General features: G+C 50.4%; 9 protein-coding genes. All 9 read right to left on the bottom strand.

All coding sequences use genetic code 11. The annotated features are described in order from the left end of the window. Nucleotides 1-2,526 (bottom strand): PAS domain S-box protein (locus NTX75_13515; protein MCX5817233.1); only part of this gene is annotated, 2,526 nt, incomplete at its 3' end. 406 nt (nt 2,527-2,932) lie between these two features. Continuing rightward, complete coding sequence (locus NTX75_13510) at nt 2,933-6,448, bottom strand: PAS domain S-box protein (protein MCX5817232.1); 3,516 nt, start codon at nt 6,446-6,448, stop codon at nt 2,933-2,935. A 489-nt stretch (nt 6,449-6,937) separates the two neighbouring features. Then, nucleotides 6,938-8,428 (bottom strand): aldehyde dehydrogenase family protein, encoded by a 1,491-nt coding sequence (locus tag NTX75_13505; GenBank protein MCX5817231.1) that lies wholly within the window; start codon nt 8,426-8,428, stop codon nt 6,938-6,940. A gap of 43 nt (nt 8,429-8,471) precedes the next feature. Continuing rightward, complete coding sequence (locus NTX75_13500; protein MCX5817230.1) at nt 8,472-9,119, bottom strand: flavin reductase family protein; 648 nt, start codon at nt 9,117-9,119, stop codon at nt 8,472-8,474. A 51-nt stretch (nt 9,120-9,170) separates the two neighbouring features. After that, nucleotides 9,171-10,061, bottom strand: coding sequence for a dihydrodipicolinate synthase family protein (locus NTX75_13495; GenBank protein MCX5817229.1), 891 nt, complete (start codon nt 10,059-10,061; stop codon nt 9,171-9,173). A 63-nt stretch (nt 10,062-10,124) separates the two neighbouring features. Then, nucleotides 10,125-11,279 (bottom strand): beta-aspartyl-peptidase, encoded by a 1,155-nt coding sequence (gene iadA / locus NTX75_13490; protein ID MCX5817228.1) that lies wholly within the window; start codon nt 11,277-11,279, stop codon nt 10,125-10,127. Nucleotides 11,280-11,301: 22 nt separating this feature from the next. Further along, a complete protein-coding gene (locus NTX75_13485; GenBank protein MCX5817227.1) occupies nt 11,302-12,810 on the bottom strand; it encodes a tripartite tricarboxylate transporter permease in 1,509 nt (502 codons plus the stop codon). Nucleotides 12,811-12,821: 11 nt separating this feature from the next. After that, nucleotides 12,822-13,280, bottom strand: a complete 459-nt coding sequence (locus NTX75_13480; GenBank protein MCX5817226.1) for a tripartite tricarboxylate transporter TctB family protein — start codon at nt 13,278-13,280, stop codon at nt 12,822-12,824. Nucleotides 13,281-13,300: 20 nt separating this feature from the next. Next, nucleotides 13,301-14,275 carry a tripartite tricarboxylate transporter substrate binding protein gene (locus NTX75_13475; protein ID MCX5817225.1) on the bottom strand — a complete coding sequence of 325 codons (975 nt, stop codon included), beginning with the start codon at nt 14,273-14,275 and terminating at the stop codon, nt 13,301-13,303. Between the last annotated feature and the right edge of the window lie 117 nt (nt 14,276-14,392).

Here is a 14,392-nt window from a genome sequence, read left to right as displayed (position 1 = left end):
TACAGCAATGATTTGTGCTTCAAGGAGTATCTCGCCATTTTTGAGACCCTGGGGGTAACCTGAACCGTCTAACCGTTCATGGTGTTGGAGGACTATCTCTGCTATGGGATAGGGCAATCCTACATCTTTCAGTATGTCGTATCCTGTCTGAGAGTGGGCCTTGATGAGGCTCATTTCTATGTCGGTGAGCTTTGTAGGTTTGCTCAATATCTCGGCAGGGACTGATATCTTACCTATATCATGGATAATGCCTGCCATGCGGATAGTATCAACTGTATCATTGGGAAGGTCCATTTCCTGAGCGATTACCCGTGCAAGGTTTGATACCTTCCTCTGATGACCTGCGGTATAAGGGTCTCGTGTCTCAACCGTTAAAGATATTACCTGGATAGTGCCGACTAAGGATTTTCTGAGTTTCTCCAGGGTCTGTTTCAGCTCTTCCTCGGCAAGTTTACGGGGGGTGATGTCCTCCACTGTACCCTCGAATCGGGTAATATTCCCGTCAGCATCCTTAACCGCATGAGCATCGGCTGATGTCCACACGGTGTTTCCGTCTTTCCGGTATACCAGTGCCTCAAAGTTATTTACTTCCCCTTTTTCTTCGAGGATCGTGCGATACTGTTCTCTGTCTTCACGATTTACATATATTTGCTTACCGATATCGGCAATACCCGCTATCATCTCTTCCGGGGATGCAAACCCATGCATACGTGCCAGTGCAGGATTGACGGTTATGAATTGTCCTTCCGGGGCAGTCTGGAAGATGCCTTCTACAGCGTTTTCGAAGATGGAGCGGTATTTGGCTTCGCTTAACTTCAGGGCTTCCTCTACCCGCTTGCTGTCGGTGATGTCGCGCGCCGCCGCAAAGACTCCCACGACGTCCCCAGCGTCATTCCGATACACGGAGGCGTTGTACAGCACCGAGGTCACATGCCCGTCCCGATGTCGAATCTCCAATGGATAGTCCCGCAAGGAACCTTCTCGGAATACTTTTCCATATCCCGCACGTGCTTTCTCCGGCTCGGTGAAATAATCGGAAAAGTCTTTGCCGATCAGTTCCGTACGGGTATACCCTGTCACCGCTTCCGTCGCTGCACTCACGTCCATGATCCTGCCATCCGGCCCAATGGTCACCAGCGGATCAAGGCTGGTTTCAATCAGACTCCGGTTGTACGCATTTGCCTCATGCAGCGCTTCCTCCGCCCGCTTGCGCTCGGTGATGTCATGAATGATGGAGTGGAGGAGACCTTTTCCTTTTGTTTCGATAATGCTGCTGAACACCTCCACATCCCGAATCGACCCATCAGCCCGTCGATGGCGGAATTCAAAATGGGTCCGTTTCCTGGTGCGGGCCTCTTCCATCTCCTTTTTGATGTCTTCGGGCGGAAGCGTGTTGATCTCCTGAATCTTCATCTGCTTGAGCCGTTCGTGCGACCATCCGTAATAATTTACGGCCGCTTCATTCGCTTCGATGATGCTGCCGGTATCCGGATCGATGAGAAACTTAACAGCGGTGTGATGTTCAAACACGTTCCTGTACCGTTCCTCGCTGTCTTGCAGTTCATGAAGATAGAGGACACTACTGAGTCCGTCGGAAATCCGGCGGCCAATCTCCTTAAAAAGATTTTGTTCTTCCTTTGTCCAGATGCGAGGATACGAACACTGGTGCATACCGAACACCCAGGGCTTACCCAACTTGGGATAAAGAGGAACAAACATCTGGGACTGAACGCCAAATTGCTTGGCAGTCGATATTGGCCTTTCCGTCCCGGCGGTGTAAGTCACCGGGTCATCAGACTCCAGAGCTTCCCGCATATTCCGGGCTTCGCCGGGGGACATCGGCACGTCCACATTCAAGACCTTGGCGCCTGGATACTCAGGCCTGCTGATTTCCACGGATACGCGAAACGACGGCGCATCCGGGTCGCACGGATAGAGGAGCCAGGCACGGTCACAGTCGAAAATCGAAAACACCGTCTTGATTATATTCCACAGCATTTGCTCAACATCCGTCTCATGCTTGATCGCCTGATCAATCCGCGCCAAGCTTTCCAGAAAACGAATGTGTGCTTTCCTTTCCTCCTCTGCCTGTTTACGTTCGGTGATGTCGCGGATTATGCCCCGGTATGAAGTAACCCCTCCCCTTTCGTCCTTCACAGCGGTTAGTGAGCAATGTGTTACCATCGTTTCGCCGTTCTTCTTCTTGACCACAACCTCATATTCGGCGGTGCCCTGTGCGTTTAACAATGAAAGTATCCGCTTTCTGTCCGACGGATTTGCATAAACATCCTTTTCTAAGTCGAGACTCAGTATCTCCTCTTTTGTGTCATAACCGAACATTGTGACACCCTTCTTGTTCATATCGAGGATTTTCCCTCCGGGGGAGGTGATGAAAAGTCCGTCGAAGGACTCCTCGAAGAGGGTCCGGTATTTCTCCTCGCTTTTCTGCAGCGCCTCCACCGCAAGCTTGTGCGGTTTCGCGACCTCTTGTATCGGGGATTTTTCTTTTTCGGGTTTCTTACTCACTTTTTATCCCTATTTTCTGGCATCTGAAACATAGGCTTTGGGTAAGTGCAAATGAGATAATAATGAACGCTGCCATTATTCGAATGATACAACACTGGATTTGAAAATTGCAAGCGATAAGATGGCGGTAAGGCAGGGGTAAGCCATCGACGGCTCGTTGCCCAAACAGCGCTTTATCGCAGACGATTACGGGCACCATCTCATTTATTGCATTCCTGCTATGGAATTTTTCGTGCCGTTGGCTATGGAATTTATTCTGCCTTTGTGGAGATAGCCAATGAAATGCCGTATGTTGGAAATAATGACAATGCTCGGCTTCAGTTAATAAGGATAGAGACATTCATAGGGGTATTGCTGGTGAATATTGTACCGATACAGGGTTCCGATGGATTTATGTATATGATACCTACCTGTCCAGCACCTCACGGACCTTCTGGAGAAGCCTGTTGAGTGACAATGGTTTGGCAATAAAGTCGAACTCCTTATCCTCAATCCCTTTATTGAGGACGACGTCCTTCGTATACCCGCTCATAAAGAGCACCTTGATATGAGGGTTTATCCCGCGTATCTCCTCGTAGACCTCCCGTCCGTTCTTTTTCGGCATCACGGAGTCAACGACGATGAGGTCTATGTCCCGGTGCTGTTTGAATTTATCTACCGCATCTTCACCATCTGAGGCTTCAATTATTGTATAGCCATATTGTTGGAGTGCTTCCCGCATAAAGCGCCTTACCTCTTCATTGTCTTCGGCGATAAGGATTATCTCTTTCCCCTTTGTGACGGGGGTTGTCATGTCTTGTGTCTCATCAACCATCATCTTTACTGCAGGGAGATAGATGCGAAAGGTGCTACCCTGGTTGGGTGTGCTGTCTACGGTGATATATCCGTTGTGCTGCTTTACGATACCATAGACAGTAGCAAGGCCGAGCCCTGTCCCTTTCCCTACTTCTTTGGTGGTAAAGAAGGGGTCAAATATCTTCTCCTTTGTTGCCTCATCCATACCCATGCCCGTATCGGAGACGTTTATCAGTACATACCTTCCCGGTTCTCCGAACCCATGCATCACTATAAACGTATTATCTACAGTGGCAATAGAGGTCTCTATGGTAAGCTTCCCTCCTTTCGGCATGGCATCTCTTGCGTTGGCGACAAGGTTGAAGAGGATCTGATCCATCTGCGACTTATCGGCCATGACGATCGTATCGTCATGCGTAAGGGATGTGCGTAGCTCAATATCCTCGGTGAGGACCCTCTTAAGTAATTTCTTTGTCACTTTAATTGTATTGTTTATATCCAGAGGGACAAGCGTGACGGGTTGCTGCCTGCTGAAAGCCAAAAGGCTCTGGGTCAGATCGGCTGCCTTCTGGGAAGCGGAGAGTATCTGATCCACATATGGCCGCAAGGGGTTTTCCTTATCCATCTTCATCTGCATGAGGGTGGCATACCCCATCAGGGCAGTGAGGATATTATTGAAGTCATGGGCGATACCGCCTGCCAGCGTTCCAACAGCCTCCATCTTCTGAGACTGGATAAGCTGGGACTGGAGATTTCTTTTTTCTTCTTCAGCCCTTTTTCGGTCGGTGATATCAGAAAACATGGTGACCGCTTTGCCATCAGGCAGTCGAAAGGTCCTGAACTCTAAATCCTTTACGGCTCCATCCTTGCAATGAACGCTGAACGTCCTGTCAATGCTCTTGGTTGAAACGTCTTTTATCCATGTCCGTATGATGTTTTTTCTATACTCAGGATCAGGATACATTTTGTTGAACAAAACTTTCCCCGTTGGTATGTCTTCTTTCGCGTAACCCGTAATATTGCTTGCCTCAGAGTTAACGAGGAGAAGCCCTCCATTGGGATCGTTCACAAATATCCCGTACGGCGCATTATGGAGAATTGAGAAAAAGGTCTCTCTTTCGCTTCGTAGTTGCTTGTCTGCCAGCCTTCTCTCGGTAATGTTCTCATAGGTACCTTCATAATAGAGTATAGCGCCCTCTGTGTCCCGAACAACCCTCGAATTCGTTGAGACCCAAATAAGAATACCATCCTTGCAATATATTTGGTGCTCAAAATTATCTGAGGTTCCATGTCTTGTCATGATTTCCTTGAATATTTCCCGTTCTTGTGGATTGACATAGTGTTGTTGTGCTATGTCGGTAATTTTTGTGATCATGTCTTCTGGTGATGTATAACCACACATTCTTGCCATTGCCGGATTGACACTGATAAATCGACCCCCGGGGGTTGACTGGTATATTCCTTCTACAGCATTTTCAAAGATATTCCGGTACTTTTCCTCACTATCTTTTAATGCTTCCTCCATTCTTTTACGCTCCGTTATATCCAACACGGATCCTAATATTGCCGGCCTATGTTGAAATTCAATGAACGCCGCACTGAAGTTACCGTACCTTTCCTCGCCGGATTTCGTGATAAACTTCAAATCATATCGTGGAGGAATATCTTCCATTTTTTGACGTGCAATACCCCTTGTCATTACCAATTCACGCATGTCAGGGGAGATCAAATCCCAGAAATTCATTGAAGAGAGATCCTCTGGGGTATATCCTGTTATTGCAGTGAAAGCAGGGTTTGTGTAAATGTACTTTTCTCCTTGAATAACAAAAATCACCGCGGGGCTGTTTTCGGCAAGAGCGCGAAACTTTGATTCGCTTTCCCGGAGAGCTTCATCTACCCGCTTACGGTCGGTGATGTCGCGACATATCGTTATAGTTTGTATTTTTCCCTCTATTTCCATGGATGTTGCATTGATCTCAATGGGGGTAATGTTGCCTTTTGAATCCACGTAGTCAACTTCCAGGTTTCTTATGTATCCTTTCTCAAAGGCGGTTTTGATTGCCGCTGCATTTTTTCCTTTTTCATAATCGGCAGTCCATTCTATGACGCTTCTGCCGACTATTTCGCTCAAATCATGGTGTCCGGTAAGACGCACATATTCGAGATTTGCATCAAGCACTAAGCCATCCTTATCAATAATAACAAAGCCTGTGTCGGTTGTTTCAATCAATGTACGGTATTTATCCTCGCTCTCCCGCAGTTCCTCCTCGGCCTGCTTGCGGTCGGTGATATCTATTAAGGAGGCCACACTCTTCTCTGTGCCATAAATGGTGTCGATAACAAGATAGATGTTGCGTATCTCTCCGGTCCGTGGAACAAACCGGAATTCATACCTCTGCAGGGCCTGGTCATGGTTCTCCCTTCGCATGCGGTGCTGGGTAACCATACGCTCCAGGTCTTCCCTGACCACGAATTCGGTCCAGCTTTTCTTACCCTCGATTTCATTTCTGGTATATCCGGAAAGACGTTCAAACTCAGCGTTACAAAGGCTGATTATGGTGTCTGCCTCGATAATAACGGTGGCTGCACCGGTGTTTTTAAATACCGTCTTGTACTGTTGCTCGCTTTCATAGAGCGTCTCCTCGGCATGTTTGCGATCTGTGATGTCCACTATGGTCCCAATCACAGCAGGTCGCCCTTGATAGGCGGTACGGGAACCATGGGCCTCAACGTATCTGATTTCACCATTCTTTGTTACGAGCCTTACCTCGTAACGGATGGATTCAACCTCCCCGGCCAGTCTCTTCCGTATATTCTCCGCCGAGAAACTTCGATAGTCCTCGGGGAAGACTATATCCTCCGGGGTTATCTTGTCGATCATCTCTTCGACGGTATATCCCAGCATTTCGGCAAAGCATGCATTGGAATACCTGAACACTCCATCCTGTATAAGGTAAACACTCACATTAGATCGCTCAACAAGGCTTCGAAACTTGTCTTCGCTCTCCCGCAAAGCCTCCTCGGCGCGCTTGCGTTCTGGTTCCGATTGTTCGAGTTCCTGGATTCTCTGTTTTAATAAGGATATCTCTTCGATTAATTCCTGATTTGTCCTGGATAGATCTTTCATCTGGTCTCCTTATAGTGATAAATAGTGCCGAGATATCAGAACGTTAAGAATGTTATAATAGATATGTTGGGGTGTCAATATAGATATCTATGTGCAGCATTGTTGTCTCCGCCAATTAGATGCAGGGTCGATACAGCATATGTGTGCTTCATTATCGTTATCGCATAATGTCCTTATGAGGTTAAGAAAAATTCCCTATTTCTGGTCATTCATTACCGTTTGAAAGCTGCCATGAAATTTAAAAGGCTGTCTGCGGTTGTTTCGGGAAGCTAACGTAGCCGGTGTCATGGTTAACGACTCCCACGCTATAAAAGTAAGAAAATATGGCAAGAACAGCGACTACAGGGAGCCCACACAAAATAACTTGAGAATGTAATGAAGACACCACCCCTTCCAAGGGTCCTCGGGAGGGATTTTCGGGACAACTACCCGCGCGTCGTCGTATTTATGAAACGGGCTGCCAAGACCGAAGGGATGCGAAATGGGCGCTCACACCCACCTCACCGTCACTGTCTTCTCATCGAGGAACAGCTTCACCGAATCCATCCTCGATTTCGAGTTGCCGAAGAAGGAATCCTTTTTTGAGCCAAGGCCGAAGAAGGCATAGGGCTGCGGGATACCGGCATTTACCCCTATGTTGCCCACTTCACACTCCCTGATGAACTTACGGGCAGCTTTTCCGCTCTCTGTCACAATGCAGGCAGAGTGGCCGTAGTTCGTCCCGTTGATCCATCCTATCGCCTGATCAAGGTCCGTAGCCCTTATAAGGTTGCACATGGGACCAAAGGCCTCTTCCCGGGCAATATACATGTCAGGGGTTACCCCTTCGAAGACTGTGGGACCAACGAAATAGCCCTTCTCATATCCGGGAACCTTTGCCTCCCGTCCGTCAAGGAGGAGTTTCGCACCAGCCTTAAGGCCGGACTCAATAAAATCAAGCACCTGCCTTTTCCCGTTGTCGGTGGTCAGGGGGCCAAGCTCAACGGTCTCATCGAGACCATAGCCCATCTTCATTGCCTTTGAAGCTATGATCAGTTTCTCTTTCAGTTCTTCGTATCGAGCGTTGTCCCCTATGACCGCCACGTTGTCCGATCCGAGGCAACGCTGACCGGTCATGCCGAAGCACCCGCGGAGTATATACTGCACTGCATTATCCAGACTGCTGTCAGGCATGATCACGATGTAGTTCTTGCCGTTGCCGTTAAGAGAGGACCTCTTGCCATATTTTCCGCACAATTCAAAAAGTTCCTTACTTACCCTGGTCGATCCGATGAGGCCCACACCTTTGACCCTCGGATCAGATATGATACGCTTATTGAGCTCTCTCTCCGGTCCCATGTGGAGCAGGTTAGCGACACCAGGAGGAAAACCCGTCTCATCGAGCATCTTGAACATGGCATCTGCCGATACGGGACACTGGCGGCTCGGTTTTACGATAACCGTGCACCCGCAGGCCAGGGCGTAAGGGACGAAGGACGACCATGCGTGCATGGGGATGTTTCCCGGTGTAATGATCATGAATACGCCCATCGGCTCCCGTATCAGGTAGCAGTCGATGCCGTTGGCGAGCTGATCCACGTGTTCGCCCTTGAAGAGGCTGTACATGGCGCTCCCTGCGGCTTCAATATTCTCCATGCACCGTGATATGGTCCCCCTGCCCTCGTCTATGGCACATCCGTGGTCCTGGACGAGGATCCTGGCGAGTTCTTCGTGGTGTCTGCCGAAGGTGTCCCTGAGGTTGAAGACGAGCTTCACCCTGTCCCTGAAAGGTACGTTTCTCCACTTCTTAAAAGCCTCCTGGGCTGAAGCGATGGTCTTATCGACCTCACCTGGGGATGCCACGGGGGCTTCCGCTATTACCTCTCCGGTTGCGGGGTTGGTGGTTTCGAAATATTTGCCGGTCTCCGGCTCCACCCATCTACCGTCTATGAATAATTTCAACTTACCGTAATGTTTGTTTACTTCTTCCAACAAGGCCATTACTCCTCCTCTCATTTATCATGCTTCGTCACACTTCTCATGGTCAACCCAGGGTTCCGTCGGGTTCCTTAAGCTCAAAAACGTGCTCTGTGGTGCAATAAAATCCCTCCCCGAGACGGGCAATTGTCTTCAGTTTGCGACTGTCCACAACACCGTCTTTTAATAGGTCACGCTCTATGTGGACCCGGAGCAGTTCCCCGATCACCACGTCGACGGAGTCGGGAAACTTTCCAAAGGTCATTATCCTGAGTACCTTGCATTCCATGTTGATTGGTGATTCCAGAACCATGGGGGCTGCCACCAGGTCGGCCTTTACGGGAGTCAGCCCCACTTCCTCGAACTCGGAAACGCCGTAGGGATAGTCTGCACCGCATTGGTTCATCTTGTCTGTGAGGCTATCATCAACCGCACTGATGACGAACTCCCTCGTAGATTTGATGTTTCGAATAGTATCCTTCCGCTCCCGCTTTCTTCTCCTCGCCCCAATTCCGATGTAAACCAAGGCGGGCTTGCAGCCCATCGCGCCATAGAAGCTGAAGGGCGCCACGTTAAACCCTCCGGTTTTGCCCACGGTCGAGACAAGTGCAATCGGGCGCGGGACCACAAGACTCGTCAATAATGCATGTGCCCCCCGCCAATCCAGGTCGGAAAAATCAACACACACTTTCCCTCGTTCCTTTTGCTTAGACATACGTTCACCTTTCAGGGGTTCTCACCCCTGTCTTCTCACCTCAGCGCTCAACTATTTCATAGCCTCGTTAAGCCTGTCATACGTCGCCCGCAGGGTTTCAACATCCTGGGCTGATGGCGCGTTGTAGGGCGGTCGCGGGGGACCGAAGTTAAGGCCGCTCGCTATTCCGGTAGCCACCTTCAGTTTGCCCAGTACCCCTGAGCTTTCCCCTGAGCCTTTGAAGAGTCCGTTGAGAATCTGCTGGACCTTCACGGCTTGAGGTATGTTTCCCTCCTTCAAGAGTTCCGTGATACGGACGCAAGCCGGCAGGGCAAAGGCCGTGATCGCCCCTCCCGAGGCCCCGAGCAACAGGGCGTACAAATAGGCCCGAAAGGTCTGGAGAATGTTCAGTTTTGCACCAAGCCTCTCATACAGGGATTGCAGAAATGTGAGGTCTGTGCTCATCTCTTTGATTCCCGCGATATTGGGGATTGTAGAGAGACGCTCCGCGAAATCGACGGAAATGCTGAATTTCGAGGTCGTAACGTTGTGGTAGATGACAACCGGTATATCTACCGCTTCGGAGATCATCTTGTAATGCCGGAAAACCTCCGACTCATTGACCTTCCAATAGTACGGGGGCACAATCAGGGCTGCATCGTACCCAAGATCCTTTGCATATGCGGTGTACTCGATGGTTTCAAAGGTGGCAGCAGCAGCAGTCATGGCCATTGCCTTTATACCGTCGTGCTTCCTGATCTGCTTCAAGGTGCTCTCCATGAGCCACCTTCTCTCATCACGGGTCAGATGTGAAAACTCCGCTGCCGACCCGGTGGCGATTATCCCCTGGCTTCCCGCTTTGACCGCCCAATCTACCGCACGATAGAGCTCCTCTTCGTTGATCTTATAGTCTTCCGTAAATGGAAGCGGAAGAATTGTAAAAATACCCTTAAACTCTTGCATAATGTCCTCCTGACTAATTATTTGCTGCCTTCATTTGCAGCCGCTTTTACCTGGCCTGCCGGTTCATACATCCAGCTTCTGCCTCGATATAAACTTTTTCTCGTCCACGACCACAATACCCCGGGCCATGACGACATCCACGTCCAGGGTCTCCGGATCGAGCAAAAGCATGTCCGCATCAGCCCCTTCCGCGATCCGACCCTTCTGACTGAGTCTGAGGATGTCCGCCACATTCGTGGATACGCACCTCAGTGCATCCGTCATGCTCAGCTTCCTGACAAGAACCAGGTCCTGGAATTCCTGTTGAAGCAGGGTCATAGGCACCCTGAACATCTTATCGAAGCCGTGAATTGTAAATACGCCATTCGCATCGGTACTCAATGTGATCTGATCGATGGGAACCCCTTTTGATAAATAGATTCCTACAGCCTCGCTCGCCCTCTTCGCCTCTTTGAAATCGCCCGGTGTAATGGAAGGCGTGAAATCGACGAGACCGCCTGACATGGCCCAGTCAAGCCCCTGCTCCATGAGAATGGCATTCCTGTTCAGGTGGGTGGGAACAATCTTTCTGATCGGCATTTCGACTTCCTGCCACGCCCGCATAACCGGCGTAAGACCTGTTTTCTGGTCCCCCATGTGTATATGGACCACTCCCGCCTTGTTGGCGGAGAGACCCCCCACTATCGTTTCCGCAAAGACCCTTTTCAGTTCGTCATGGGTAGGCTGGACCGATCTCCTGTCCGACACGGCAACCTTTGACCCTATGACGTTATCAATGAGAAAAAGGTCGGACTTCAAACTGCCGGTCAGTGTGATCCGCATGTCGAACCCGCCTGTATACATACGAGCGGTAAGACCGCGTACTTCGAGGCTTTTTGTCTTTGCATAAAGTTCTTTTAAGTCCCGACCCTCCTGATCCACCCCTACACACCCAACGACAGTGGTGGTTCCTGCCAGCACCGCTTCGCTGAAGGCGGTCTCAGGCCCCCGGCTCCCGAAGCCCGCAGCGCCGCCGCCGCCGAGAAGATGCACATGTTGATCGATGAATCCGGGAACAAGGTAACGCCCCTTTCCTTCGATAACCTGAGACTCCGAAACCTCCGTCCACTTCGTCAAATCTCCGCCAATTGCTACGATTCGGTCCCCAAGAATAACAACATCTTGAGCGCCGCGATCCTCCGGGGCAAAGACCTGTACATTTCTAATCAACGTAATCATGTTTCCTCCCATTGTTTTAAATTCACTCTCCCACGTTTTCCTTCATACGCCCGATCTGCCCCTTAAGGAACGGGACACAGTAACTCATAAGGATGGCGATCCCGAGGAACATCAGGACGCCTGATAAAGGTCTCGTAAAGAATATTGCAAAACTGCCTTCGGAAAGCACGAGACTCTGTCTGAAGGAGTCCTCCATAAGTGGAGAAAGCACCAGCCCCATTACGAAGGGCGCCGGTTCATAGCCGAATTTATTCATTAGATAACCGACGAGACCAAAAAAAGCCATGATCCAGATCTCCACAACACTGCCACTCACACTGTAAACCCCGATGAGACAAAAGAGCAGGATCAAGGGGAAAAGAAACCTGTAAGGCACCTTCAGAATCTGCACCCAGAGACCGATAAGCGGCATGTTCAGGACCAGGAGCATCACGTTCCCCAGATACATACTTGTGATGACGCCCCAGAACATTTCCGGGTGATTCGATATGAGAAGCGGACCCGGCTCCACACCATATATCATCAAGGCACCCAAAAGAACCGCTGTAACAACGTTCGAAGGAATTCCAAGAGAGAGTAGCGGGATAAACGAAGCCTGAGCAGACGCATTGTTGGCCGTTTCGGGCCCGGCCACACCCTCAATAGTGCCTGTCCCGAACCGCTCCGGGTGTTTCGACAACTTCTTCTCTAACGCATATGAAACGAAGGGCGAGATAATGGCCCCACCCCCGGGAACGAGACCCAGGATAAAGCCGACGACCGTGCCCCGAAGGATCGGCCATCGGCTTTGGACCCAGTCTTTGACGGTAGGCCAGATATTCCCTACTTTTGTGTCCTTCACATCTATACTGACAAGCCTCTCGACGTTAAGCAGAATCTCTCCTATGCCGAAAAGACCCATAATGACGGGGACCAATCCGATGCCGTCCGCAAGAGTCTGAATCCCGAAGGTAAATCTCGAAACGCCTGTACCCAGATCCATGCCGATGGTGCCTATAAGCATGCCCAACATCGCCATCACGAGCCCGTTCAGCGTTGATTTTGATGCAAGGCCGGTTACCACCGTAAGAGCCAAAAAGCCGACGGCAAAAAACTCTGGGGGACCGAATTTGAGGGCAAAAGAGGCCAGGGGTACAGCGAGGAACATAACGCCGATGAGGCTGAGAGTTCCACCTATGAAAGAGCCTATAGCCGAGATACCCAAGGCCGGGCCGGCACGTCCTTTCTGAGCCATCTTGTATCCATCAAGGCAGGTAACTACTGTTGTGGCCTCTCCCGGAATATTGACCAGAATAGATGTGATTGAACCCCCATACTGCGCCCCGTAATAGATGCCTGAAAGCATGATAATGGCCGCCACCGGCGACATCTTCAACGTAATAGGCAGAAGCATGGACATGGTTGCTACCGGACCAAGGCCCGGCAAAACCCCAACCAAGGTCCCCAGCACAACGCCTGCAAAACAGGCCACCATATTTATGGGACTAAAGGCAACCTGAAGACCGAAAACGATATGGGAGAAGACATCCATGATGCCCTCCCCTATATTCCAAACCGGCTCTGCGGCAATGAGATGCCCAAAAGCAGGGCGAAAAGAATGTAGCTTACCCCCGCCACGATGATCGATCCGATCACCACTGTGGTCCACTTCTGCGGTTCAACCGCTCTCAACAGAAAACCAAATACGAGACAAGTTGTGAACACATAGCCGATCCTCTGGAGAAGTAATCCGTAACCGACCAGGGCCACAAGAACGCATATGACCCTTCTTCCGCCTACAGTCCAGAGATTGCACTGCTGGCCCGAAGCAGCCTCCCTCTTTTGAAACAACTGTTTGAACAGGATTACAAGGGAGAGCGCCCCTGTCGCAAGGCCCAGCACAAACGGGAAGAAGCCGGGTCCGGGGCTCCCGAAGCTCCCGATATTGAGCCTTCGGGCACCCACACATACAAGAAGTGAGATGACAACAAGAAACAGCGTACTAAAGTATTCTGCTCTCATGGCTACCTCCGCCTCATCTACTACCTTTTTAGCCCCAGATCGCGGACTATTTTAGCCAGATTCTCCTGGGCCGATACAAGATCTTTCTCCAATTGATCCGGTTCCACAATCTCGACGGTCATGGCCATCTGGGAGAGCGCCCGCGCACAGGTCTCTGTTTTAGCTGCCTTTTTGAAGGCCTCCGTCAGCTTGGCCTTAACAGGTCCCGGGATGCCTTTGGGGCCGAAGATGCCTATAGGAAGCACAAAAACCTCGTGCGGCGCCTTCGGGAATCTTTCCTTAAAACGGGTTACCGATTTCGGGTCTGCATCCTTCGATTCTCCTGACACCTGAAGGATTGTCCGGAGTTTGCCCGCCTTGACCTGAGCAACATGGGTTCCTGCCGCTGCATAAGCCTGGATGTGCCCACCCAGGACCGCTGCGATACCAGGCGCATCACCCTTGAAGTGAACAGGGATGATCTTGAGATTCATCTCTTTGGCAATCCATTCCATGAGCACATGCATCGTGCTGAGAGGACCATATGTGCCGTATTTGTAGCCGGGATGCTCCTTCACATACTTAACCCATTCGTCGAAGGTTTTATATGGTGCATTGGCAGGAACCACCAAAGCATAGTTGAAGGCCGTAAATCCAAGAATAACACTGAAATCCTTCGGCCCCCACTTTACCCCCTCGGTAAACATCGAGTAGGCAAGAGTGGACGTCCCTGCATTTATGAGGGTATATCCGTCCGGGTTGGAGTGGACTACAAAATCAGCCGCAACGGTTCCGCCTGCCCCCGGTTTATGCTCCACCACCACGGACTGTTTTAAAACCTCCTGCGCTCCCGGTGCTATGGCCCGGGCCGAGTTCCCCGCAACACCTCCAGGGGGAAACCCCACGTAGAGGGTTATGGGTTTGGTGGGAAAATCCGGGGCAGCTATGCAGGGAACTGTTCCAACTGCCGCGAGAAGAATAACGATACCGATTAAAAGCAGATAACTCTTTTTCATTGTTTGTTACCTCCTTGACAGTATTTACGTTGAAGGTGTGACGCCTCCCACGTCTTTCTCTATCCTGCAACCTTTACGTTGCGCAGGCACGTTAACGGACATCCAGCCTCTCATTAT

The sequence above is a fragment of the Pseudomonadota bacterium genome, assembly GCA_026388315.1.
GTDB lineage: Bacteria > Desulfobacterota > Syntrophorhabdia > Syntrophorhabdales > Syntrophorhabdaceae > MWEV01.
This window is presented reverse-complemented; position numbering and strand designations above follow the sequence as displayed.

Coding starts and splice junctions, on each gene's coding strand:
- NTX75_13510 (MCX5817232.1), bottom strand. CDS start 6,448: ATGAAAGATCTATCCAGGACAAATCAGGAATTAATCGAAGAGATATCC.
- NTX75_13505 (MCX5817231.1), bottom strand. CDS start 8,428: ATGGCCTTGTTGGAAGAAGTAAACAAACATTACGGTAAGTTGAAATTA.
- NTX75_13500 (MCX5817230.1), bottom strand. CDS start 9,119: ATGTCTAAGCAAAAGGAACGAGGGAAAGTGTGTGTTGATTTTTCCGAC.
- NTX75_13495 (MCX5817229.1), bottom strand. CDS start 10,061: ATGCAAGAGTTTAAGGGTATTTTTACAATTCTTCCGCTTCCATTTACG.
- iadA (MCX5817228.1), bottom strand. CDS start 11,279: ATGATTACGTTGATTAGAAATGTACAGGTCTTTGCCCCGGAGGATCGC.
- NTX75_13485 (MCX5817227.1), bottom strand. CDS start 12,810: ATGGATGTCTTCTCCCATATCGTTTTCGGTCTTCAGGTTGCCTTTAGT.
- NTX75_13480 (MCX5817226.1), bottom strand. CDS start 13,280: ATGAGAGCAGAATACTTTAGTACGCTGTTTCTTGTTGTCATCTCACTT.
- NTX75_13475 (MCX5817225.1), bottom strand. CDS start 14,275: ATGAAAAAGAGTTATCTGCTTTTAATCGGTATCGTTATTCTTCTCGCG.